Origin of the sequence: Agrobacterium sp. V1, assembly GCF_030518355.1 — a bacterium.
GTDB classification, from domain to species: domain Bacteria; phylum Pseudomonadota; class Alphaproteobacteria; order Rhizobiales; family Rhizobiaceae; genus Agrobacterium; species Agrobacterium cucumeris.
Map to the genome: position 1 here is coordinate 2,650,201 of NZ_JAULSF010000001.1, position 20,655 is coordinate 2,670,855.

Annotated in this window: 21 protein-coding genes; 6 read left to right on the forward strand and 15 right to left on the reverse strand. The window is 57.9% G+C overall.

Going from position 1 to position 20,655, the window contains the following annotated elements; translation table 11 throughout:
• Positions 1-3: 3 nt before the first annotated feature.
• The 8 genes from tsaE to chvI all read right to left on the reverse strand — a co-directional run bounded on the left by tsaE (position 4) and on the right by chvI (position 9,674).
• A complete protein-coding gene (gene tsaE / locus QSV77_RS12725; RefSeq protein WP_302733720.1) occupies positions 4-1,515 on the reverse strand; it encodes a tRNA (adenosine(37)-N6)-threonylcarbamoyltransferase complex ATPase subunit type 1 TsaE in 1,512 nt (503 codons plus the stop codon).
• Entirely contained in the window at positions 1,512-4,097 is a 2,586-nt protein-coding gene (locus tag QSV77_RS12730) for a PAS domain-containing sensor histidine kinase (protein WP_269700755.1), read from the reverse strand. The genes tsaE and QSV77_RS12730 overlap by 4 nt, the downstream gene beginning before the upstream one ends.
• A 208-nt stretch (positions 4,098-4,305) precedes the next feature.
• A complete protein-coding gene (ahcY, locus tag QSV77_RS12735) occupies positions 4,306-5,706 on the reverse strand; it encodes an adenosylhomocysteinase (protein ID WP_046799728.1) in 1,401 nt (466 codons plus the stop codon).
• 127 nt (positions 5,707-5,833) lie between these two features.
• Positions 5,834-6,109, reverse strand: a complete 276-nt coding sequence (locus QSV77_RS12740) for an HPr family phosphocarrier protein (protein WP_046799729.1) — start codon at positions 6,107-6,109, stop codon at positions 5,834-5,836.
• An 11-nt stretch (positions 6,110-6,120) separates the two neighbouring features.
• Positions 6,121-6,522: a PTS sugar transporter subunit IIA gene (locus QSV77_RS12745; RefSeq protein WP_003505374.1), complete on the reverse strand. Its 402-nt coding sequence runs from the start codon at positions 6,520-6,522 to the stop codon at positions 6,121-6,123.
• Between the two features lie 125 nt (positions 6,523-6,647).
• Positions 6,648-7,112, reverse strand: coding sequence for an HPr kinase/phosphorylase (locus tag QSV77_RS12750; RefSeq protein WP_302733722.1), 465 nt, complete (start codon positions 7,110-7,112; stop codon positions 6,648-6,650).
• A complete protein-coding gene (chvG, locus tag QSV77_RS12755) occupies positions 7,102-8,892 on the reverse strand; it encodes a two-component system sensor histidine kinase ChvG (RefSeq protein ID WP_269700731.1) in 1,791 nt (596 codons plus the stop codon). The genes QSV77_RS12750 and chvG overlap by 11 nt, the downstream gene beginning before the upstream one ends.
• Positions 8,893-8,948: 56 nt before the next feature.
• On the reverse strand, positions 8,949-9,674 hold the full coding sequence (chvI, locus tag QSV77_RS12760; protein ID WP_142842368.1) for a two-component system response regulator ChvI: 726 nt from the start codon (positions 9,672-9,674) through the stop codon (positions 8,949-8,951).
• A gap of 338 nt (positions 9,675-10,012) precedes the next feature.
• Between chvI and QSV77_RS12765 the strand changes: the two genes are divergently transcribed.
• The 3 genes from QSV77_RS12765 (at position 10,013) to lysM (ending at position 12,718) form a co-directional block, all read left to right on the forward strand.
• The gene (locus tag QSV77_RS12765) at positions 10,013-11,623 is read left to right on the forward strand and encodes a phosphoenolpyruvate carboxykinase (protein WP_302733723.1); all 1,611 of its coding nucleotides are present in this window, start codon (positions 10,013-10,015) and stop codon (positions 11,621-11,623) included.
• Positions 11,624-11,748: 125 nt separating this feature from the next.
• Positions 11,749-12,183: an alternative ribosome rescue aminoacyl-tRNA hydrolase ArfB gene (arfB, locus tag QSV77_RS12770; protein WP_302733724.1), complete on the forward strand. Its 435-nt coding sequence runs from the start codon at positions 11,749-11,751 to the stop codon at positions 12,181-12,183.
• A gap of 85 nt (positions 12,184-12,268) precedes the next feature.
• Entirely contained in the window at positions 12,269-12,718 is a 450-nt protein-coding gene (gene lysM / locus QSV77_RS12775; RefSeq protein WP_142842104.1) for a peptidoglycan-binding protein LysM, read from the forward strand.
• A gap of 43 nt (positions 12,719-12,761) precedes the next feature.
• Here lysM and coaA read toward each other — a convergent pair whose 3' ends face one another.
• From coaA to hisB, 7 genes are read right to left on the reverse strand one after another with little or no spacing between them, the layout of a single operon-like run.
• Complete coding sequence (gene coaA, locus QSV77_RS12780) at positions 12,762-13,763, reverse strand: type I pantothenate kinase (RefSeq protein ID WP_193559532.1); 1,002 nt, start codon at positions 13,761-13,763, stop codon at positions 12,762-12,764.
• Entirely contained in the window at positions 13,760-14,083 is a 324-nt protein-coding gene (locus QSV77_RS12785) for a phosphoribosyl-ATP diphosphatase (RefSeq protein WP_142842102.1), read from the reverse strand. Before QSV77_RS12785 ends, coaA begins: the two co-directional genes overlap by 4 nt.
• A 15-nt stretch (positions 14,084-14,098) precedes the next feature.
• Complete coding sequence (gene hisF, locus QSV77_RS12790; protein ID WP_269700722.1) at positions 14,099-14,875, reverse strand: imidazole glycerol phosphate synthase subunit HisF; 777 nt, start codon at positions 14,873-14,875, stop codon at positions 14,099-14,101.
• Positions 14,872-15,615 carry a 1-(5-phosphoribosyl)-5-[(5-phosphoribosylamino)methylideneamino]imidazole-4-carboxamide isomerase gene (hisA, locus tag QSV77_RS12795; protein WP_302733725.1) on the reverse strand — a complete coding sequence of 248 codons (744 nt, stop codon included), beginning with the start codon at positions 15,613-15,615 and terminating at the stop codon, positions 14,872-14,874. Before hisA ends, hisF begins: the two co-directional genes overlap by 4 nt.
• 1 nt (position 15,616) lies before the next feature.
• Entirely contained in the window at positions 15,617-16,267 is a 651-nt protein-coding gene (hisH, locus tag QSV77_RS12800; protein ID WP_302733726.1) for an imidazole glycerol phosphate synthase subunit HisH, read from the reverse strand.
• A 1-nt stretch (position 16,268) separates the two neighbouring features.
• Positions 16,269-16,763, reverse strand: a complete 495-nt coding sequence (locus tag QSV77_RS12805; RefSeq protein WP_302733727.1) for a DUF2628 domain-containing protein — start codon at positions 16,761-16,763, stop codon at positions 16,269-16,271.
• A 22-nt stretch (positions 16,764-16,785) separates the two neighbouring features.
• Positions 16,786-17,382, reverse strand: coding sequence for an imidazoleglycerol-phosphate dehydratase HisB (gene hisB / locus QSV77_RS12810; RefSeq protein ID WP_142842097.1), 597 nt, complete (start codon positions 17,380-17,382; stop codon positions 16,786-16,788).
• 201 nt (positions 17,383-17,583) lie between these two features.
• On the opposite strand from hisB, the gene hslV reads away from it, so the two are divergent.
• From hslV to QSV77_RS12825, 3 genes are all read left to right on the forward strand, one after another.
• On the forward strand, positions 17,584-18,108 hold the full coding sequence (hslV, locus tag QSV77_RS12815; protein ID WP_142842096.1) for an ATP-dependent protease subunit HslV: 525 nt from the start codon (positions 17,584-17,586) through the stop codon (positions 18,106-18,108).
• A gap of 75 nt (positions 18,109-18,183) precedes the next feature.
• Positions 18,184-19,491, forward strand: a complete 1,308-nt coding sequence (hslU, locus tag QSV77_RS12820; protein WP_142842095.1) for an ATP-dependent protease ATPase subunit HslU — start codon at positions 18,184-18,186, stop codon at positions 19,489-19,491.
• A gap of 191 nt (positions 19,492-19,682) precedes the next feature.
• Positions 19,683-20,648 (forward strand): DUF1402 family protein, encoded by a 966-nt coding sequence (locus QSV77_RS12825; RefSeq protein ID WP_302733728.1) that lies wholly within the window; start codon positions 19,683-19,685, stop codon positions 20,646-20,648.
• Positions 20,649-20,655: the final 7 nt, after the last annotated feature.

A 20,655-nucleotide genomic window follows, 5' to 3' on the forward strand; every position in this document is an offset into this window, starting at 1 on the left:
CTTTCAGTCGTTGAATTCCATGCCCATACGGACACACCAGTCCCGAAGAGGCTGAAGCTCCGGATGCGAAAGCGCCGCGGCAAGATAGCGGAACGTCCTCGGCATATGTTTCATATAACCGGGTTTTTGATCCCGTTCCAACAGCCTCACCCAGATACCGGCAAGCTTGCAATTGCGCTGCGCCGACATGATGGCGAAAGCCTTGAGGAAAGCGGCCTCATCGAATGAAGGTGTGTTTCTTCTGCTGTCGAGATAATGCGAGAGCAGACGCGCCTGCAGCTCGGGTTCGATGGTAACCCGGGCATCCTGCACGATGGAGGCGAGATCATAAGCGGTGGGGCCGATCATCGTGTCCTGAAAATCGATCAAGCCGACCTGCCGAATGCCGCTATTCTGCGCCTGCCAGAGAAGGTTGGGTGAATGGAAATCGCGCAGCAGAAGCCCTGTTTCACAATCAGCGAGCGAGTCGATCAGGCTATCCCACAGGGCGTAATAGTCACTCTTCTCGCTATCGGTGAGCGGTTTGCCGCGTTTGTGGGGAAGATACCATTCCGCCAGCAACGAGACTTCGATCTTCATCGCTTGCCGATCGAAGGGGGGAACCTCATAGGCGCTGCCGTCAATCACCGGCAACAGGTCGGGTCGCGGGGTCTGATGGAGGGCTGCGAGACAGGCAACGCTCTGCAGATAACGTTCTTCTATCGGCGTTCCCTCGGGCGCAAGCACCCCGTCGCGCCCCAGATCCTCCAGCAGGAGAATGCCCTGATCGATATCCGCTGCCAGAAGCTCTGGCGCGCAAAAGCCGCTGTTTCGCAGATACTCGCCGATCGCCACGAAAGAACGCGCATCCTGGGCAAGATGGGCGATTTCCGCATAAGTCTTGCCATCCGCAATGATCGCGCCTCTCAAGGGGCGTCGCCAGTCCATCAGGATAAGGTCCGGGCCATCGGCGGAAATGGTCTCATAGGCGCGCGTGGAAGCGTCACCGCTCAGGAAACGGCGGGTCGCATCGCCCCTGCCATTTTTCGAGAGGAATTCGCGAATGGCGAAAACACGCTGAAGCCGCGTTTTCAGTTTTACCGGAGCTTCGATGGAGGCCAGCCGTCCTTCGCCGGAATGCGTCAGCCGAAGCGTGACGGTCTGTTCCGGCGGCAGAACCTCGGCGGCGATATCCGGCCATTCGATCAGGCAGACGCCGTCCTCCAGCATCTCGTCGATGCCGAGCTCGTCCAGTTCGGAGACATCAGAAAGCCGGTATAGATCGAGATGGGCAACCGGAATGCGAGCGGAATAGGTCTGGATGATCGTGAAGGTGGGGCTTGGAACTTCGAGATCCGGCTCATCCGCCATCGCCCGGATGAAGGCGCGGGCGAGTGTCGATTTACCGGCGCCGAGATCGCCGATCAGCGCCAGGCAATCGCCGGGTTTCAATGCCAGCGCAAGGTCTTCACCGAGCCTGATGGTATCTTTTTCTCCCTCAAGGGGAATAGTGATCGGCAAGATGTCTTGGCTCATTCTGCGGCGATGGAATGCGGGCGGGTGCCGGAAGGAATGCGGCAGGTGACGATGGTGCCATTGCCGGGGCGGCTATCGATGCTGACCGTGCCATGATGGAGGCTGACAAAGCTTTCGACAATGGAAAGGCCAAGCCCTGCGCCGGTCCGCCGACCGCCATTGCCGCGTGTCGCGAAGCGGTCGAAGACGGTTTTCAGCATGTCTTCCGGAATGCCCGGGCCCTTATCTGCCACCGAGAACAGGAAGTCGCCCTCGCTGCGCTGGCACGACAGTTCAACGGCGGAACCTTCCGGGGCGAAGTTGATCGCATTGGTAAGCAGCTTGATGAGGATCTGCTTCAGACGCTGATGATCGGCGACCAGGCTGCCAAGATGGGTCGGCGCGACGATTTCAAGCGAAATACCGCTCTCCTGCAGCCGGTCGGCGATCTGCACAGAAACGTCTTCGAGCAATTCGTTCAGATCATTGTCTGAATAATTCAGCTGCATGATGCCGGCATCGACGGTCGCAAGATCGAGAATATCGTTGACGATGGTCAAAAGCACCGAGGACGAGGTGGAAATATGATCGAGATATTCCGCCTGCCGGTCCGTTAACTGGCCGATACCGGGCGTCTTCAGGAGGTCGGTGAAACCGATAATATTCGTCAGCGGCGAACGCAGTTCGTAGGAAACATGCTGAACGAAATCATTCTTCAGCTCGTCGGCCTTCAGAAGTGCATCGTTCTTTTCCTTGAGCGCCCTTTCGGCCCGCACGCTGTCGGTCATGTTGACGAAGGTCAGCATGGTCTGCGCATCCGGCAGCGGAATGATAGCGAAATCAAGCACGAGACCGGAGAGCAGTTCGAGCGTGCCCTGTTTGGACGGGCGCTCATCATCAAAGCTGGTGATGAACTGGCTGAAGGCGCGCCAGCCGTCCGGCCTGTCATAGGATTGTGTGCAGGCGGTTTCGATGGCGCGGATATGGGTGCCCGTTTCCGCCTCCTCGGAGGTTACCCCCCAGAGCGCCCGGAATGCCGGGTTGGAGAGGCGAATGCGGCCATCGGCACCGAACACCGCAACACCTTCGGCCAGATGATCGATGGTTTCGCCCTGCACCTTCACCAGCGTGTTGTAGCGCATCTGCAGATCGACCTGTTCGGTCAGGTTCTCAAAGACCCAGGTCGCGCCACCCTGCGGATGGGCGGTTGCGATGACCCGCAGTGTCTGCCCATTCGGCAGGTGCCAGAGATCGGTTTTGGTATCGAGCGAACGGTAAACGGCGAGCGCCGTCTCCTTCCAGTTTTTCCAGTTCAGCTGCTCGGGCAATTTGCCGGCGGTGCGCAGCCTGTCCAGAAGCTCGGAATTGTCAGGTCCGGATTCGAGGAAAACCAGATCGAGACCCCAAAGGGTCGCAAAAGCCTGATTGTAGAATTGCAGCCGCTGCCGGCCGTCGAAGATGGCAACAGGCGTTGCCAGATGATCCAGCGTTTCGGCGTGGCTTTTCAGAACCCGCTTGAGTTCTTCGCTGATGGTTTCCGCTTCGGTGGCATCGATGGCGATACCAGCCGAACCCGCCGCAGTCTTGATATCCACGACGTCGAAGAAGGTGCGGTTGCCGGAAACCACAGTCGAAATGCGGTCATGATAGGGTGATTCCGGCGTCGCGGCCGCGCGTATCTTCTGCCGGGTAACCGTGTTCAACAGCTCGCGTTTTTCAAGTACGGCCTGGTCGGCATCGCGCGCATCCACGGCCTGCGCATAGGCATGGTTGACCCAGGTTAGCTCACCTTCGCCATTGCGGCGCCAGACGGGCTGTTCGATGGAATCCAGAAGGTCCTGAAACGTCGAGACCGAGGTGATCAGACGCTCGCGTTCCACCTGCAATTCAGCAAGTTCGGCGCGCAGATTATTAAGCGCGACGAAACGTGCAAATGCATTGCCGCCGGAAACCCGGCCTTGAACTTCAATGACTTCGCCGCGCTGCGTCTCGATGGTCAGATCGAAACTCTGCGCATGGCTGCGAAGTTTTTCGAGGGATTTTTCAAGCTGGCTTGCAGAGGATGGCTTCAGCCAGCGCCCGAAGGCCAGAAAATCATGATCCGCCTGCGGTGCGCCGGTCTCCACGGGCAATTGCCCCAGAAATTCGGGCCGCTTGTCGGCACCATCCCAGATAACGATGCGCCGGCCCTTATCGGAAATCAGCGCCTCGTATTTGGCGATCTTGTGGTGGGTCTCGGCAAGCGCCTTGCGGTACTCACTGCTTTCCGACTCGATATTGCCGCGTTGGCGCACCAGCCAGACGACGGAAAACAGCGTCGCCGAAAGCATGCCGACAAAGAGCGAATAGGTGATTGTTTCGCCAGAGGAGAACAGCCGCGCACCGGTCTTGGCAACAAGGCCGTCCTGCGCCAGCGCGACACTTGCCGAACCGGCAAGGATGGTCCCCGACATCAGCACGGGAAGCCGCGAAATGCCTGTCCGGACCGCGCTGATCGCCAGCCGGCAATGCGCCAGAACCTGCGCGCTCAATGCCACGCAGCCTTGCGTGTTTTCAACGCGTTGAACTGTCTGCTCGCGCAGATCCGAATTGTGAACCGTCATCCCCGGTCTGTCTCCGTCCTATGTGCCGCATCTTCGACAAGACATCCCATTTCGTCCCCGCCGCCCTTTGGCGTGTCCGAATCAAGTCCGATGACAATACCGCCTTCATAAATCTGCGGAAAGGGAGGGCGCAAAAAAGATGCCGCGCACTTTGTCAAGTGCGCGGCGTCTATATGTTGTGTAATTTCAGTGGATATTAACTATGATATTAATATCTGTAGTGTTCAGCCTTGAACGGGCCTTCCTTGGAGATGCCGATATAATCTGCCTGCAGATCGGAAAGTTCTGTTAGCCGCACACCGAGCTTCTCGAGATGAAGGCGTGCAACCTTCTCGTCGAGATGCTTCGGCAGCACGTAAACTTCGTTCTTGTATTCGCCCTGCTTGGTGAAGAGCTCAATCTGGCCAAGCACCTGGTTGGTGAAGGACGCAGACATGACGAAGGACGGGTGGCCGGTGGCATTGCCGAGGTTCAGCAGGCGGCCTTCGGACAGAAGGATGATGCGGTTGCCCTTCGGGAACTCGATCATGTCGACCTGTGGCTTGATGTTCGTCCACTTCAGGTTCCGCAGCGAGGCGACCTGAATTTCATTGTCGAAATGGCCGATATTGCCGACGATAGCCATGTCCTTCATCTCGCGCATATGCTCGATGCGGATGACGTCCTTGTTGCCGGTGGTGGTGATGAAGATATCGGCGGAAGAGATGACATCTTCCAGACGAACGACTTCAAAACCGTCCATGGCAGCCTGAAGCGCGCAGATCGGGTCGATTTCGGTGACCTTCACGCGGGCACCGGCGCCCTGCAGCGAGGCGGCAGAACCCTTGCCCACATCGCCGTAACCGCAGACGACGGCGACCTTGCCGGCCATCATCACGTCGGTTGCACGACGAATGCCGTCTACCAGCGATTCCTTGCAGCCGTATTTGTTGTCGAACTTCGACTTGGTGACGCTGTCATTAACGTTGATCGCCGGGAAGGGCAGGAGGCCCTTCTTGCTGAGATCGTAAAGACGGTGAACGCCCGTCGTCGTTTCTTCGGTAACACCCTTCAGCGCGTCGCGCTGCTTGGTGAACCAGCCGGGAGAAGCCTTAAGGCGCTTGTTGATCTGCGCGAAAAGAATTTCTTCTTCTTCAGAGCCAGGATTGGACAAAACGTCTTCGCCAGCTTCGGCACGTGCGCCAAGCAGGATGTACATGGTGGCATCGCCGCCATCGTCGAGGATCATGTTGGACAGACCGCCATCGGTCCACTGGAAGATCTTGTCGGTATATTCCCAATATTCCGTCAGGCTTTCACCCTTGACGGCGAAGACCGGAATGCCAGCCGCTGCAATGGCCGCTGCTGCATGATCCTGCGTCGAGAAGATGTTGCAGGAGGCCCAGCGAACGTCCGCGCCCAGTTCCTTCAGCGTTTCGATGAGAACGCCGGTCTGGATCGTCATGTGAAGCGAACCGGTGATGCGTGCGCCCTTCAGCGGCTTGCTTTCGCCGAACTCCTTGCGGCAGGACATCAGGCCGGGCATTTCGGTTTCGGCGATGTCCAGCTCCTTGCGGCCAAATGCGGCAAGGTTGATGTCGGCGACAATGTAGTCCTTCTCAAGGCTCATGAAGTTCTCCAGATCAGAATGCCGCGCCTGTTGGCCCGGCTTTTAAACGTAGCAGCGGTTTAGCAGGCCACAAACGATCTGGCAATGATGATATAAAGAGGTCTTTATGTCTTTATATGTTGCTGGCTCAGGCTTCTTCGCCGAAGCGGTCGGCCACCAGAGCTTCCAACGCGGCCAGCGCCTCCGACGCCTGATTGCCGCTTGCCTCGACATAGACGCTGCAGCCGGGGCTGGCCGCCAGCATCATCAGGCCCATGATGGAAGTGCCGCCGACGGTCATGCCGTCCTTGGAAACCGTGATCGTTGCGTCGAAGCCCTCGACCATCTGAACGAATTTCGCAGATGCCCGGGCATGGAGACCGCGCTTGTTGATGATCGGCAATTCCCGGGAGAGAGGCGACATGGGCTGACTTCTCACTTGCCGCTTAAAACGCGGCTGGCGACGTTGATATATTTGCGGCCGGCATCGGATGCATCCTGAAGGGCCTTGTCCATATTGTCTTCGCTGCGAACACCGGCAAGCTTGATCAGCATCGGAAGATTGACCCCGGCGATGACTTCGACATTGCCGTTATTCATGACGGAGATTGCAAGATTGGACGGTGTGCCACCAAACATGTCCGTCAATATGATAACACCATTGCCATCATTGGCACGCGCAACGGCGTCGATGATATCCTGCCGGCGCTGATCCATGTCGTCTTCGGGACCGATACAAACCGTCTCGATCAATTTCTGGGGACCAACGACATGCTCCAACGCATGGCGAAATTCCTCAGCCAGCTTGCCATGGGTGACAAGCACTAGTCCGATCATGAAATGCTCCCTTGCACACGCACTCTCATTGCCGACTATCGCAACGCGGCAATCCTGTCCATCGGTGGGATTTCATCTTGATGAGGAAAATGCGAATCGCAAGCCTAAAATCGCCCGAATCATCGTCACTTCACATTCGTTTTAAAAAGATTCTGAGCAAGTGCAGCAAATTTTCCATAGGGCGTAAGACTTGCAAGCGGTATGCGCAGAAGTGGAAGATGCCCACCACAGGGCAGCAAAAACACTTCGTCATCTTCGGGAAGTCTGGGATTTTCCGGTGAAAGAACTGTCGTGACGGCAAAATGTAGTGGAGCGCTTGCAACGCTGCTGCGCGAAACAATGCCGCTTCCGCGCAATTCCAGCAGCCCGGCAATCGCTTGCGGCCGCTCGGCAATGATGTCTTCGCCGTCGCGATACACGAAAATCTGATCGTCCGCGATCAACGCCGCCGGCAATCCGCAGCGTTCAGCCTCGGTCAGAAAACTGAAGGCAAGCTCGCTTTTGCCGCTGCCGGATGGTCCCGTGAAGAGGATTCCCGTGTTTTGAACGGTGATGGCGGTGGCGTGCAGATTGAAGCGTTCAGCGTTCATGAGTCTCGGCCGCCGGCAGCGACAGGGTGAAGCGCGCGCCTGATATCACGCCATATTTGTCGACGACATTTTCCGCCCTCAGGCTGCCGCCATGGGCTTCGGCGATCTGCCGGCTGATGGAAAGACCAAGGCCGGAATTCTGGCCGAAGCCTTCGCTTGCCGGTCTGTCCGTGTAAAACCGCTCGAAAATCCGGTCGATATCTTCGGCCTGAATGCCGGGTCCGTTGTCTTCCACCTGCACGAGGCAGCGATCCTTGTGGCGGGAAAGACGTACGGTGATGCGACCACTTTCCTCTGACACGAAAGAACGGGCGTTCTCGATCAGATTGGTGACGATCTGGCTGAGGCGAAGGTCGTGGCCATTCACCACGAAGGAGGTTTTGGCTCCGGCCTTCCTGTCGGCCACATAGTCGATTGCCACGCTTTTCTTCTTGGTGCTGATCTGGCGGGATATGTCTACCAGCCCTTTCATCAGCACATCAAGGTCGAGCGGCGAGGCATCGGCGCGCGCCAGTTCGGCATCGAGCCGCGACGCATCCGAAATATCGCTGATCAGTCGGTCGAGACGCCGAACGTCATGGAAGATGATCTCGGTCAGCCGTTGCTTCGATTCTTCGGTTTTCGCGCGCGGCAGGGTTTCCACGGCGCTGCGTAGCGAGGTCAGCGGGTTCTTGAGTTCGTGGCTGACATCGGCAGCGAAGCTTTCGATCGCGTCGATACGGTCGTAAAGCGCCGTCGTCATTTCACGCAGCGCAATCGAAAGGTTGCCGATTTCATCCTGACGGGCCGAAAAATCCGGTATCTCCTCGCGGGTTCGCGCCCCGCGGCGCACGCGGATCGCGGCGGCGGAAAGCCGCCGCAGCGGCGTGGCGATGGTGGAGGACAGAAGCAGTGACAGAACGATATTGACGAGGGTGGCGATGCCGAAAACACGCATGATGGCCAGGCGCTCCGCATGCACGATCTTGTCGATATCGCCCGCTTGGGTGGAGAGCAGCAATACGCCAAGCACCGCCCTGAAGCGTTGCACCGGCACGGCGACCGAAACGATCAGCTCACCCTTTTCGGTGACGCGAACGACCGCGCCGCGCACGCCGGTCAACGCATTCATCACTTCCGGATAAATCGAACCGTCGCCACCAGGCGCTTCCTTGTATTGCGGCAGACTGCTTGGCTGCAGCATGCGGTTGAACATGCTGGTGAACCACTCACCCCAGGTCTGGGTTTCCGGCGTTACCGGCGGCAGATCGAAGCGCAGAACCTGTCCGCGCGAATAAAGATGGCGGGAATCGAGCAGCAGATTGGCATCGGCATCGAACAGTCGCGCGCGGGTGCGCGTCGGTGAAATCAGCCGCCGCAGCACTGGTGCCACCCGTTCGGGATTGATCGGAAAACTTAAGTCCTCGTCATTGGGAGCGGGCGTGATGCTTTGCCCCGCCTGCAATTCGAGAAGCTTTTCGGGGTTGATGGTGATCGAATTGGTATCGACCGAAGCGGAGGCCGAAATCGCGCCGGCGATGATTTCGCCCTGCGTCAGAAGGCTTTCGACGCGCGCATCGATCAGCCCCTCACGGAACTGGTTGAGATAGAGAATACCGCCGACCAGAACGACCGTCGCCGCGACATTGAAGAAAAGAATGCGGCGCGTGAGGCTGGAAAACACCGCATTGCCGAAAATGCGCCGGATGATCGTCAGCGGATGGATACGATGGCGGCGTTCGCTGCCGCGTTCTTCGGCATCGTCGCTATCCGAGACGGTTTCCGGCGTTTTCTTCAGCACGTATTTAAGTCCTCGCCACCACTCTTCGGGTGGTCTCTTCCGATTTGCGTGCCGATTCAGGCCGCTTCGCGGAAGCGATATCCTACGCCATAAAGCGTTTCAATCATATCGAAGTCGCCATCGACCAGTTTGAACTTCTTGCGAAGGCGCTTGATGTGGCTGTCGATGGTGCGGTCATCCACATAAACCTGCTCGTCATAGGCGGCGTCCATCAACGCGTCGCGGCTTTTCACCACGCCCGGCCGCTGCGCCAGCGAGTGCAGGATGAGGAATTCGGTAACGGTGAGTGTTACCGGTTCGCCCTTCCAGGTGCAGGTATGACGCTCCTGATCCATGGCCAACTGCCCGCGCTCCAGCGTGCGGGCCTGCTGGTCCGCCGTCGGCTTTATTGCGCCGCCGGCTGCTGGTGCGGCATCACGGCTGCTGGCGCGGCGCAGGATTGCCTTGACGCGTTCAACCAGAAGGCGCTGCGAGAAGGGTTTGGTGATGAAGTCATCCGCGCCCATTTTCAGGCCGAACAATTCATCGATCTCTTCATCCTTGGAGGTGAGGAAGATCACCGGCAGATCCGATTTCTGACGCAGGCGCCGCAAAAGCTCCATGCCGTCCATGCGGGGCATTTTGATATCGAAAATGGCGAGCTGCGGCGGACGGGCGATCAACCCGTCAAGCGCGGAGGCGCCGTCCGTATACGTTTCGACCCGGTAGCCTTCGGCTTCGAGCGCGATCGATACCGAAGTGAGAATATTCCGGTCATCGTCGACAAGCGCGATCGTCTGCATGTAGTTGGTCTCCATCGTCATTTTCTCGTAACTCCCGACATTCACCCAGCCAGGTTGTGCGCCGCGAGCCACTCTCTTGAGTATAAAGGTGGAACAAATTGTGGCAAAGGAAAACTCGCCCCAAAATCGTGCGGGTGCGGTGAGCGGATTTCGTGAAAACGCCGCAGCTGGATTTTAATGCGTCTTCAACCGATTTAAAAAGAAATAAAATCTTTTAAATCGATTAATATATTGAAATCACTAAGTTTTTTAAAGTTCGGCTCTTGCGTTTCCAAAAGCTGCCACGTATTTTCCGTGAAAATTTCAACAGCCTTATCGTCATTTACAAGGAACGCGTCATGAACGAGCTTGGGGTTCATAATCCTGCCAATGGAGTTGCGGAACTCGGACTGGGCGAGGCTTCCCGCGTCTTTTATAACCTCAACGAGAGCGAATTATACGAAGAGGCGATCCGCAACGGCGAGGCCGAACTGACCATCGATGGCGCGCTTCGCGCCGTCACCGGCCAGCACACCGGCCGTTCGCCGAAGGACAAATTCGTTGTGCGTGACGCTTCCACCGAGAACACCATCTGGTGGGATAACAACAAGCCGCTGTCGCCGGAAAACTTCGAGCTGCTGCATAAGGACATGCTGGCCCACGCCGCCGGCAAGAGCCTCTATGTTCAGGATCTGATCGGCGGCGCCGATGAGGAAAATGCGCTGCCGACACGCGTCGTCACCGAGCTTGCCTGGCACTCGCTGTTCATCCGCAATCTGCTGATCCGTCCGAAGCAGGAAAAACTGGCTGGTTTCAAGCAGAAGCTCACCATCATCAACCTGCCGAGCTTCAAGGCTGATCCCGCCCGTCACGGTGTGCGTTCGGAAACCGTCATCGCCTGCGACCTTACCAACGGTCTCGTCCTCATCGGCGGCACCTCCTATGCCGGTGAAAACAAGAAGTCGGTCTTCACGGTGCTGAACTACCTTCTGCCGGCCAAGGGTGTGATGCCGATGCATTGCTCGGCCAATGTCGGTCCTGAGGGTGATTCCGCCGTGTTCTTCGGTCTCTCCGGCACCGGCAAGACCACGCTGTCTGCCGATCCGTCACGCACCTTGATCGGTGATGACGAACATGGCTGGGGCGAACATGGTATCTTCAATTTCGAAGGTGGCTGCTATGCCAAGGCGATCAAGCTTTCGTCCGAGGCAGAGCCGGAAATCTACGCCGCTACCAATCGTTTCGGCACGGTTCTCGAAAATGTCGTGCTGGACGAAAACCGGGTTCCCGACTTCAACGACAACTCGCTGACGGAAAACACCCGCAGCGCCTATCCGCTGCACTTCATTCCGAATGCATCGGAAACCGGCATTGCCGGTCCTCCGAAAACGATCATCATGCTGACGGCGGATGCCTTCGGTGTGCTGCCACCAATCGCGCGCCTCACGCCCGAACAAGCCATGTACCATTTCCTCTCCGGTTACACCGCAAAGGTCGCCGGCACGGAAAAGGGCGTGACAGAACCGGAAGCCACCTTCTCCACCTGCTTCGGCGCACCCTTCATGCCACGCCACCCGGCGGAATATGGCAACCTGCTGCGTGAACTGATCGGCAAGCACGGCGTTGATTGCTGGCTGGTCAACACCGGCTGGACTGGCGGCGCCTACGGCATCGGCAAGCGCATGCCCATCAAGGCGACACGCGCGCTTCTGACGGCTGCGCTCACCGGCGAGCTGAAGGATGCACAATTCCGCACCGATGCGAATTTCGGCTTCGCGGTGCCGCTGTCGCTTGATGGCGTCGATAGTGCAATTCTCGATCCGCGTTCAACCTGGGCCGATGGCGCAGCTTACGACGCGCAGGCGAAGAAGCTGGTCTCGATGTTCGTCACGAACTTCACCAAGTTCGAAGATCACGTCGACAGCAAGGTTCGCGACGCAGCCCCGGGCCTTCTGCTCGCGGCTGAATAATAAAGCCTCATTTGTGAGGAGGAGGGGACCCGGCCTTGTGCCGGGTTTCTTTTTGCCGGTCTCTTGGTTCTGGCCACTGTTTTCATTTCACGCGTTCTGTGGCATCACCGGCGCGGAGAAAGATCATGGCCAGCGACCCGCTTTACATCAGTAACCGTATCACTATCGCCGGCTGGGAGCTGACGGAGCAATTCGTGCTGGCCGGTGGGCCGGGCGGCCAGAACGTCAACAAGGTCTCGACGGCGGTTCAGCTGTTTTTCGACATCGCCAATTCACCGTCCCTGTCCGATCGGGTGAAGGTGAATGCCCTGCGCCTGGGGGGCCGACGTGTTTCGAAAGATGGCGTGCTGATGATCGAGGCAAGCCGGTTTCGCAGCCAGGATCGCAATCGCGAAGATGCGCGTGAGCGGCTGAAGGAGCTGATCCTCGAAGCCGCGGCCCCGCCTCCGCCAGTGCGCAAGGCCACCAAACCCACCAAGGGCTCAGTCGAGCGCCGCCTGAAGGCAAAATCCGGCCGTTCCGATGTCAAGAAAATGCGCGGTAAGCCCTCGGGGGACTAGGTGGCAATCCTGCGCGAAATCTTCGCCCTTGTCATAGAGCTTCAAATATCGTCTGGTAATCCTCCCTACAACCAAGGAGGGTGCTATGGGTCTGTTCAATTTCATCAAGGAAGCGGGAAAAAAGCTTGGTATCGGTGGCGATGACGCACCTGATGTCGATGCGGTCAAAAAGGAACTCGCTTCCCACGATCTCGGCACGGACAAGGTTCAGGTCGAGGTGGTGGACGACAAGGTCGTTCTGAAGGGCGAAGTGGCCGATCAGTCTGTTTTCGAAAAGGCGGTCATTGCAGTCGGCAATACGCTCGGCATTTCCAAGGTCGAGGCTGGTGAACTGAAAGTGGCCGAAGCCCCGGCAAAAGAACCCGTCTTCTACACGGTGAAGAAGGGAGACAATCTCTGGAAGATTGCCGAAGCCCAGTATGGCAAGGCAAATGGCGCGAAAAACAACATTATCTTCGAAGCCAACAAGCCGATGCTGACCCATCCCGACAAGATTTATCCCGGCCAGGTTCTGCGTATCCCCGACCTCGCATAATAACGGGTTTAGCCACTGGAGATGCCGCCCACGCGCGGCATCTTTACAGTTTGCGAAGCGCTACCGTATCGATCAGGTGGTTCTTTCCCTTTCGCAGAATAAGGTCCGCACGCGGGCGCGTCGGAACGATGTTCTGGCGCAGGTTCTTCAGGTTGATGTTCTGCCAGAGACCCTCGGCAATGCTGAGCGCCGCTTCTTCACTGATCGACGCATAACGGTTGAAGAATGAATTGGGATCGCGGAAAGCCGTGTTTCTCAGATTCATGAACCGGTTCACATACCAGTTGTGAATGAAATCCTCGTCGGCATCGATATAGATCGAGAAGTCGAAGAAGTCGGAAACGATGGGCACGATCCGCCCGCCCGCCGGCAGGTCACGCGACTGCAGCACGTTGATGCCTTCGAAGATCAGGATGTCTGGCTGGTCGATGACTGTGAATTCGTTCGGCAGGACGTCATAGGTCAGGTGCGAATAACGCGGTGCCTTCACATTCGGCTGGCCTGCCTTGATGGCCGACAGGAAACGTAACAGCGCGCCGATATCGTAGCTTTCCGGAAAGCCCTTGCGCTCCATCAGGTTTTCACGCCGCAGCACCTCATTCGGATAGAGAAATCCGTCTGTGGTGATGAGATCGACCTTCGGGCTGGAGGGCCAGCGCGCCAGAAGCTCTTTCAGGATACGCGCCGTCGTTGATTTTCCAACCGCGACTGAACCGGCAATACCGATGACGAATGGTGTCTTGTTGACATCCCCCATGTTGAGAAAGCGGTTGCGCTGCTCGAAAAGCAGTTGCGATGCTTCTACATGCGAAGATAGCAGGCGCGACAGCGACAGATAGATGCGCCGCACTTCGTCCAGATCGATCGGATCATCAAGCGAGCGCAGCCGTTTGACCTCGTCGGCGGAAAGCGTCAGTGGCGTATCGGCGCGAAATTTCGCCCATTCTTCCGAACTGAAGAAGTGGTAGGGCGAATATTCATCGGGCCGGAAATGATCGATTGTGCTCGGCATGCCTCTCTCCCCACTGCCTGCCGTGACATTCATGATTTGGGCCTCGCCGCCTTTTCCGCAAGGCCGGTCTGGCCCGTCCGGCGCTCCAGCTCGGCAAAAACGTCGCTCAAGGGAATGTCGGCGATCTTCAGTACCACCAGCAGATGGTAAAGCAGGTCAGCGGCTTCATTCTTCAGCCCGTCGCGGTCTTTCGCGATGGCAGCGATGACAGCTTCAACTGCCTCTTCGCCGAGTTTTTTAGCCGCCCGTTCCTGCCCGGCCGCGACAAGTTTGGCCGTCCAGGATTCGTCAGGAGATGCAGCGGCGCGGGTTGCGACGATGCGTTCCAGATCGGAAAGGGAAAATGCGCTCATGAGATGTTCCTGCAATCAGTCGAGACGCATGGCGATGCCATGCTCGGCCATGTAACTCTTGGCTTGCCCGATCGAATAGGTGCCGAAGTGGAAGATGGAGGCGGCGAGCACCGCCGTCGCGTGACCATCACGAACGCCTGCCACCAGATCATCCAGCGTGCCGACGCCGCCAGAAGCGATGACGGGTACACGAACCTGATCGGCAATACTGCGCGTCAAGCCGATATCATAGCCGCTCTTGGTGCCGTCGCGATCCATCGAGGTAACGAGCAATTCACCTGCGCCGCGCTCCACCATCTTGATGGCAAACTCTACGGCGTCGATCCCGGTTGGCTGGCGTCCGCCATGGGTGAAGATTTCCCAACGGTCGGCTTCTCCGTCCTTGGAAACCCGCTTGGCATCGATGGAAACGACGATGCACTGGTTGCCAAACTTGTCGGCGGCCTGCGCCACGAAATCCGGATCCTTGACGGCTGCGGAATTGATCGAGACCTTGTCGGCCCCGCACAGAAGCAGCTTGCGAATATCCGCAACGCTGCGAACCCCACCGCCAACCGTTACCGGCATGAAACAATGATCGGCCGTGCGCGAAACCACCTCGAAGATCGTGTCGCGATTATCCGAGGAGGCGGTAATATCGAGAAAGCAGAGTTCATCGGCTCCCGCTGCATCATAGGCTTTCGCCGCCTCGACGGGATCGCCGGCATCGATCAGGTCGACAAAGTTGACGCCCTTGACCACGCGGCCGTCCTTTACATCGAGGCAGGGAATAATGCGGGCTTTGAGGGTCATGCGCTTACTTCCTTCGCAGCCTTGATGAGGGCAAGCGCCTCCGCGGGATCGATACGCCCATCATAAAGCGCGCGGCCTGAAATCGCGCCTTCGAGCTTTGCGGCATCCGGCTGCAGCATGCGCTTGATATCATCGATGGAGGCAAGGCCGCCGGACGCGATGACCGGAATGGAGACGGCATCGGCCAATTCCAGCGTCGAGGCCCAGTTGATGCCGGCCAGAATGCCGTCGCGATCAATATCGGTATAGATGATGGCGGCGACGCCGGCACCCTCGAAGCGCTTGGCAAGTTCGATGACGCCGAGTTCGGAGGCCTCGGCCCAGCCTTCAACAGCGACCTTGCCGCCCTTGGCATCGATGCCGACGGCGACCTGGCCGGGGAAACGCTTGCAGGCTTCAATGACGAGAACCGGATCGCGCACCGCGACGGTGCCGAGAATGACACGGGCAAGCCCGCGGCTCAGCCACGCTTCAATGTGATCAAGCGTGCGGATGCCGCCGCCAAGCTGCACCGGGTTTTTCGTGGCTTTCAGAATGGCATCGACCGCCTCGCCATTCACGGTCTGGCCGGCAAAGGCGCCGTTGAGATCGACGACATGCAGCCATTCGAAGCCTTGGTCTTCGAAGGCCTTTGCCTGTGCACCGGGATCCTCGTTGTAAACGGTGGCCTGGTCCATATCGCCGAGTTTCAGGCGAACGCACTGGCCGTCTTTAAGGTCGATTGCGGGAAAAAGAATCATGTCAGGGCTTCCAGCGCAGGAAATTGGAAATCAGGGCAAGGCCGAGCGTCTGGCTTTTTTCCGGGTGGAACTGCGCGCCCGCCATATTGTCACGACCGACGAAAGCAGTCATCGCGCCACCATAATTGGTGGTGGCGATGACATCCGTCGAATGCTTGGCCGCCAGATGATAGGAATGCACGAAATAGGCGTGCAGCCCGTCCGCACCGGTCTTGATGCCGTCAAACAGCGGGTGGGCGTGGCGGATTTCCAGCGTGTTCCAGCCGATCTGCGGGATTTTGAGGCTGGTATCGGATGGCGTCATTTCCACGACGTCTCCCTCAATCCAGCCAAGTCCGGCACTAACGGTCTTTTCCAGGCCGCGCGACGACATCAGCTGCATGCCGACGCAGATGCCGAGGAAGGGATGGGCTTTTTTCTCGACGGCTTCTATGAGCGCCTCATGCATGCCGGGAACGGCATCAAGACCGGCGCGGCAATCCGCATAGGCGCCGACACCAGGCAGGACGATACGGTCCGCCGTAGCGACGTGATCCGGCCTGTCGGTCAGATCGATGGTGGCATTGATGCCGGCCTCGCGGGCGGCACGCTCGAAAGCTTTGGTGGCCGAACGCAAATTGCCCGAACCGTAGTCGATGATCGCGACACGCATGTCAGCGCCTTCCATTCAAGTCGAAAAGAAACGATCCGGCGGGATCGTTGACGAAGTTTTTGTCACCGTTCTTCTGCGGCGAAGCGGTCCAGACCGGCTGTGAAAGCTGTTCCGTCGTTTCCGTGTTTTCTGAGAGCTTGGAGAAATATATGTCTTCCGCACTCGAAAGATCAGGGGCGGAGATGATCGATGTCATCTTCCAGCCTTTTCGGATCAAGTGCCGAACGAGAAAATCGCGTCCCTCCAGTGCGGTGATAAGGGAAATGGCAAAGCCGCACAGAATGCCGACCGGTTCGAATCCGGGTAACATTGATGCCTGACCGGCCAGAACGAGGGCGATAAAAACGACCACTGCCGCCAGCCACGCGCGGTTGATCGCGAGCCACAACCACGGCGCAATCAGAGCCAGCCAGACGAAACGGTCTGCAATGAAACGGGTCGTTTTGTGGTCCCTGTCCGGCCCGTTTCGGGCTTCCAGAACGAGATAGCTTGTCATGGGCTTCCTGACAGCTTTGGCGTCAGGCCAGCATACCCTTTGTGGAGGGAACGCGGCCTGCCTGCCGGGGGTCGATCTCGGTTGCCGTACGAAGAACGCGGGCAACGGCCTTGAAGCATGTTTCGGCGATATGATGGTTGTTGGCGCCGTAATGGTTCAGGATATGCAGCGTAATACCGGCATTCTGGGCCAGCGCCTGAAAGAACTCGCGCACCAGCTCCGTGTCGAAAGTGCCGATCTTCGGGGCGGAAAAATTGACGTTCCAGACGAGGAACGGCCGGCCGGAAATATCGACGGCAGCCTTGGTCATCGTCTCGTCCATGGCGAGATCAAGCGAGGCATAACGGGTAATGCCGCGACGGTCACCCAGCGCCTTGGCAATCGCCTGGCCGATGGCGATGCCAGTATCTTCCACGGTGTGATGGTCATCGATATGCAGGTCGCCCTTGACCTCGATGTGCATGTCGATCAGCGAATGGCGGCTCAGCTGGTCCAGCATATGGTCGAAAAATCCCACGCCGGTGGAAATTGTCGACTTGCCGGTGCCGTCGATATCCACACGCACCGAAACCGAAGTCTCGTTGGTGGTGCGGATAATCTCGCCTTTACGTTCTGCCATTTTGGCCGCTCCGTGAAAATGTTGCCGTTCCTTATCAGCACGGGACACAAATATCCAGTTGTTCCATCGTCTTGCCCGACATGCCGAAAACGGTGCGTTGCCTCGAAGATTGCAATCGCGAAAAGCAAACTTACATAGAACTCGAGAAGGGCCGCATACCGGCCCGTTAACCGCAGGCCCGACAGGGCAGACAGGTGTTTGATGACAACGATTATTACAGTCAGAAAAGGCGGCAAGGTCGTCATGGCTGGCGATGGTCAGGTAAGCCTCGGCCAGACCGTCATGAAGGGCAATGCCCGCAAGGTTCGCCGCATCGGCAAGGGTGAAGTGATTGCCGGTTTTGCTGGCGCGACCGCAGATGCCTTCACGCTGCTCGACCGTCTTGAAAAGAAACTCGAGCAATATCCGGGCCAGCTGATGCGCGCTGCAGTCGAACTCGCCAAGGATTGGCGCACGGACAAATATCTGCGCAATCTCGAAGCCATGATGCTGGTCGCTGATAAATCCACCACGCTTGCCATAACCGGCAATGGCGATGTGCTGGAGCCGGAGCACGGCGCGATCGCCATTGGTTCCGGCGGCAACTACGCCTTTGCGGCTGCCCGCGCCATGATGGACACGGACAAGTCGGCCGAAGACGTAGCGCGCCAGGCGCTCGATATCGCCGCCGATATCTGCGTTTATACCAACCATAATCTCGTCGTCGAAATGCTCGACGCCGAATAAGCGAATTTTCTCAACCATGGGTCCTGTGGGCCGGGCCGGAATGGCCGGCCGGAGCAGGAAAGCCGAGAGGATAGAATGACCACTTTTTCACCCCGGGAAATTGTCTCGGAACTGGACCGCCACATCATCGGCCAGCATGATGCGAAACGTGCGGTCGCGATCGCACTGCGCAACCGCTGGCGTCGCCAGCAACTCGATGAGAGCCTGCGCGATGAAGTGATGCCCAAGAATATTCTGATGATCGGGCCGACCGGTGTCGGCAAGACGGAGATTTCCCGTCGTCTTGCAAAGTTGGCCGGCGCCCCGTTCATCAAGGTCGAGGCGACCAAGTTCACCGAAGTCGGTTATGTCGGCCGCGATGTCGAACAGATCATCCGCGATCTCGTGGAAATCGGTATCGGGCTCGTGCGTGAAAAGAAGCGCGCAGAAGTACAGGCCAAGGCGCATGCCAGCGCTGAAGAACGGGTACTCGATGCGCTTGTCGGGACGACCGCGTCGCCCGGCACTCGCGAAAGCTTCCGCAAGAAGCTGCGTGATGGCGAGTTGGACGACAAGGAAATCGATATCGAGGTTGCCGATAGCGGATCGGGCATGCCCGGTTTCGAAATTCCCGGCATGCCGGGCGCCAATATCGGCGTCCTCAACCTGTCGGAAATGTTCGGCAAGGCCATGGGCGGACGCACCAAGAAAGTGCGCACCACGGTCTCGAAATCCTATACCGATCTCGTCCGTGATGAATCCGACAAGCTGCTCGACAATGAAATGATCCAGCGCGAAGCAGTGAAGTCGGTGGAAAATGACGGCATTGTCTTCCTCGACGAGATCGACAAGATCGCGGCGCGCGATGGCGGCATGGGCGCCGGCGTTTCGCGTGAAGGCGTGCAGCGTGACCTCCTGCCGCTTGTCGAAGGCACGACGGTTTCGACGAAATACGGCCCCGTCAAAACCGATCACGTCCTGTTCATCGCGTCAGGCGCGTTCCATGTGGCAAAGCCATCCGATCTTTTGCCGGAGCTTCAGGGCCGCCTGCCGATCCGCGTTGAGCTGAAGCCGCTGACCAAGGAGGATTTCCGCCGGATCCTTACCGAGACGGAAGCAAGCCTCATCCGCCAGTACAAGGCGCTGATGGCGACGGAAGAACTCGACCTTGATTTCACCGATGATGCGATTGACGCTTTGGCCGATGTGGCCGTTCATCTCAATTCTTCGGTTGAGAATATCGGTGCGCGTCGCCTGCAGACGGTGATGGAGCGGGTTCTGGACGAGATTTCGTTCAACGCGCCGGATCGCGGTGGGTCTGCCATCAAGATCGATCAGGAATACGTCAAAAAACATGTCGGCGATCTGGCCGCCGATACGGATTTGTCGCGTTATATTCTCTGAAGACTTCAGGGAGAACGAAAGAAGAGTGCGGCCATATTTGCCGCACTCTTTTATTTTATCTGCCTCATCTCGCATTCAGCCCGCATTTTGTTTATGGGAAGGGCTGCATTCCGGTTGGAACCGCTTTCGTGGAATGGTCTGGTTTTCCTCTTTTGCAGGGAAGCCGCAGGCTTGAGAAAAGGCATTCGCTCGTGCGCAAAACTCTTCTGGCATTTGCCGCTGCTTTGACGTTCACCGTCGTCTCGTCTTCTTACGTCGAGGCCGCAACGGTCGTTCCGCCGGGCAATCGCAATGCCGAACAGCCCGGTGTCCCCGGTGCTTCCGCGCGCAGGACGAAGGCGTCCAACAGCTCTTTCGAACGTAAATATCAGAAGGTGATCGACCTCTTGTCCTCCGACAAGGCGCTGATCGCCAAGATCAAGTCGACGGCCGGGCGCTACGGTATCGATCCGATCCATATGATCGGCGCGATTGTCGGCGAGCATACTTATAATGTCGATGCTTATGACCGGCTGCAATCCTACTATGTCAAAGCCGCCTCCTATGCCGGCAGCAGCTTCCGTTTCGGGTATAAGGACGAAACCATCGCGCAGTTTCTGACGCGCTCGCAATTTACCAAATGTCAGTCGAAGAAGGATTCCTACGGCCTGTGGAACTGTCGGGAAGATGTCTGGGACGACAGCTTCCGCGGCAGGACGGTGGATGGCGTCGCCTATCCGAATAACCGTTTCAGCGCCGTATTTTTCCAGCCCTTCTATGCCGGGCAGACCTTCGGTCTCGGCCAGATCAACCCGCTGACGGCGCTGATGTTGTCCGACATGGTGTCGAAAACATCGGGCTATGACAGGTTGGACGAGAACGACGCCACAGCCGTTTATACGGCGATCATGGACCCGGACCGCTCGCTGGCCTTTATGGCCGCCTCCATCCGTAAATCGATCGATGATTACAGATCGATTGCCGATATGGATATTTCGAAAAATCCCGGCGTCACCTCCACGCTTTATAATGTCGGCGGCTCGCAGCAGCGCGCGGCCGCTCTCGCCCAGAAGAACCGCCAGCGCGCCGTAGGCGGCGAGCAGCCCCTAATGCCGGAAGAAAACTATTACGGCTGGCTGGTGAATGACCGCATCAAGGACTTGCAGGCGCTTTTGTAGAAAAAGA

Bases quoted from the DNA above. Each gene is read 5' to 3' on its own strand.
- tsaE (WP_302733720.1), bottom strand. From the start codon at position 1,515: ATGAGCCAAGACATCTTGCCGATCACTATTCCCCTTGAGGGAGAAAAA.
- QSV77_RS12730 (WP_269700755.1), bottom strand. From the start codon at position 4,097: ATGACGGTTCACAATTCGGATCTGCGCGAGCAGACAGTTCAACGCGTT.
- ahcY (WP_046799728.1), bottom strand. From the start codon at position 5,706: ATGAGCCTTGAGAAGGACTACATTGTCGCCGACATCAACCTTGCCGCA.
- QSV77_RS12740 (WP_046799729.1), bottom strand. From the start codon at position 6,109: ATGTCGCCTCTCTCCCGGGAATTGCCGATCATCAACAAGCGCGGTCTC.
- QSV77_RS12745 (WP_003505374.1), bottom strand. From the start codon at position 6,522: ATGATCGGACTAGTGCTTGTCACCCATGGCAAGCTGGCTGAGGAATTT.
- QSV77_RS12750 (WP_302733722.1), bottom strand. From the start codon at position 7,112: ATGAACGCTGAACGCTTCAATCTGCACGCCACCGCCATCACCGTTCAA.
- chvI (WP_142842368.1), bottom strand. From the start codon at position 9,674: ATGCAGACGATCGCGCTTGTCGACGATGACCGGAATATTCTCACTTCG.
- QSV77_RS12765 (WP_302733723.1), top strand. From the start codon at position 10,013: ATGAACGAGCTTGGGGTTCATAATCCTGCCAATGGAGTTGCGGAACTC.
- arfB (WP_302733724.1), top strand. From the start codon at position 11,749: ATGGCCAGCGACCCGCTTTACATCAGTAACCGTATCACTATCGCCGGC.
- lysM (WP_142842104.1), top strand. From the start codon at position 12,269: ATGGGTCTGTTCAATTTCATCAAGGAAGCGGGAAAAAAGCTTGGTATC.
- coaA (WP_193559532.1), bottom strand. From the start codon at position 13,763: ATGAATGTCACGGCAGGCAGTGGGGAGAGAGGCATGCCGAGCACAATC.
- QSV77_RS12785 (WP_142842102.1), bottom strand. From the start codon at position 14,083: ATGAGCGCATTTTCCCTTTCCGATCTGGAACGCATCGTCGCAACCCGC.
- hisF (WP_269700722.1), bottom strand. From the start codon at position 14,875: ATGACCCTCAAAGCCCGCATTATTCCCTGCCTCGATGTAAAGGACGGC.
- hisA (WP_302733725.1), bottom strand. From the start codon at position 15,615: ATGATTCTTTTTCCCGCAATCGACCTTAAAGACGGCCAGTGCGTTCGC.
- hisH (WP_302733726.1), bottom strand. From the start codon at position 16,267: ATGCGTGTCGCGATCATCGACTACGGTTCGGGCAATTTGCGTTCGGCC.
- QSV77_RS12805 (WP_302733727.1), bottom strand. From the start codon at position 16,763: ATGACAAGCTATCTCGTTCTGGAAGCCCGAAACGGGCCGGACAGGGAC.
- hisB (WP_142842097.1), bottom strand. From the start codon at position 17,382: ATGGCAGAACGTAAAGGCGAGATTATCCGCACCACCAACGAGACTTCG.
- hslV (WP_142842096.1), top strand. From the start codon at position 17,584: ATGACAACGATTATTACAGTCAGAAAAGGCGGCAAGGTCGTCATGGCT.
- hslU (WP_142842095.1), top strand. From the start codon at position 18,184: ATGACCACTTTTTCACCCCGGGAAATTGTCTCGGAACTGGACCGCCAC.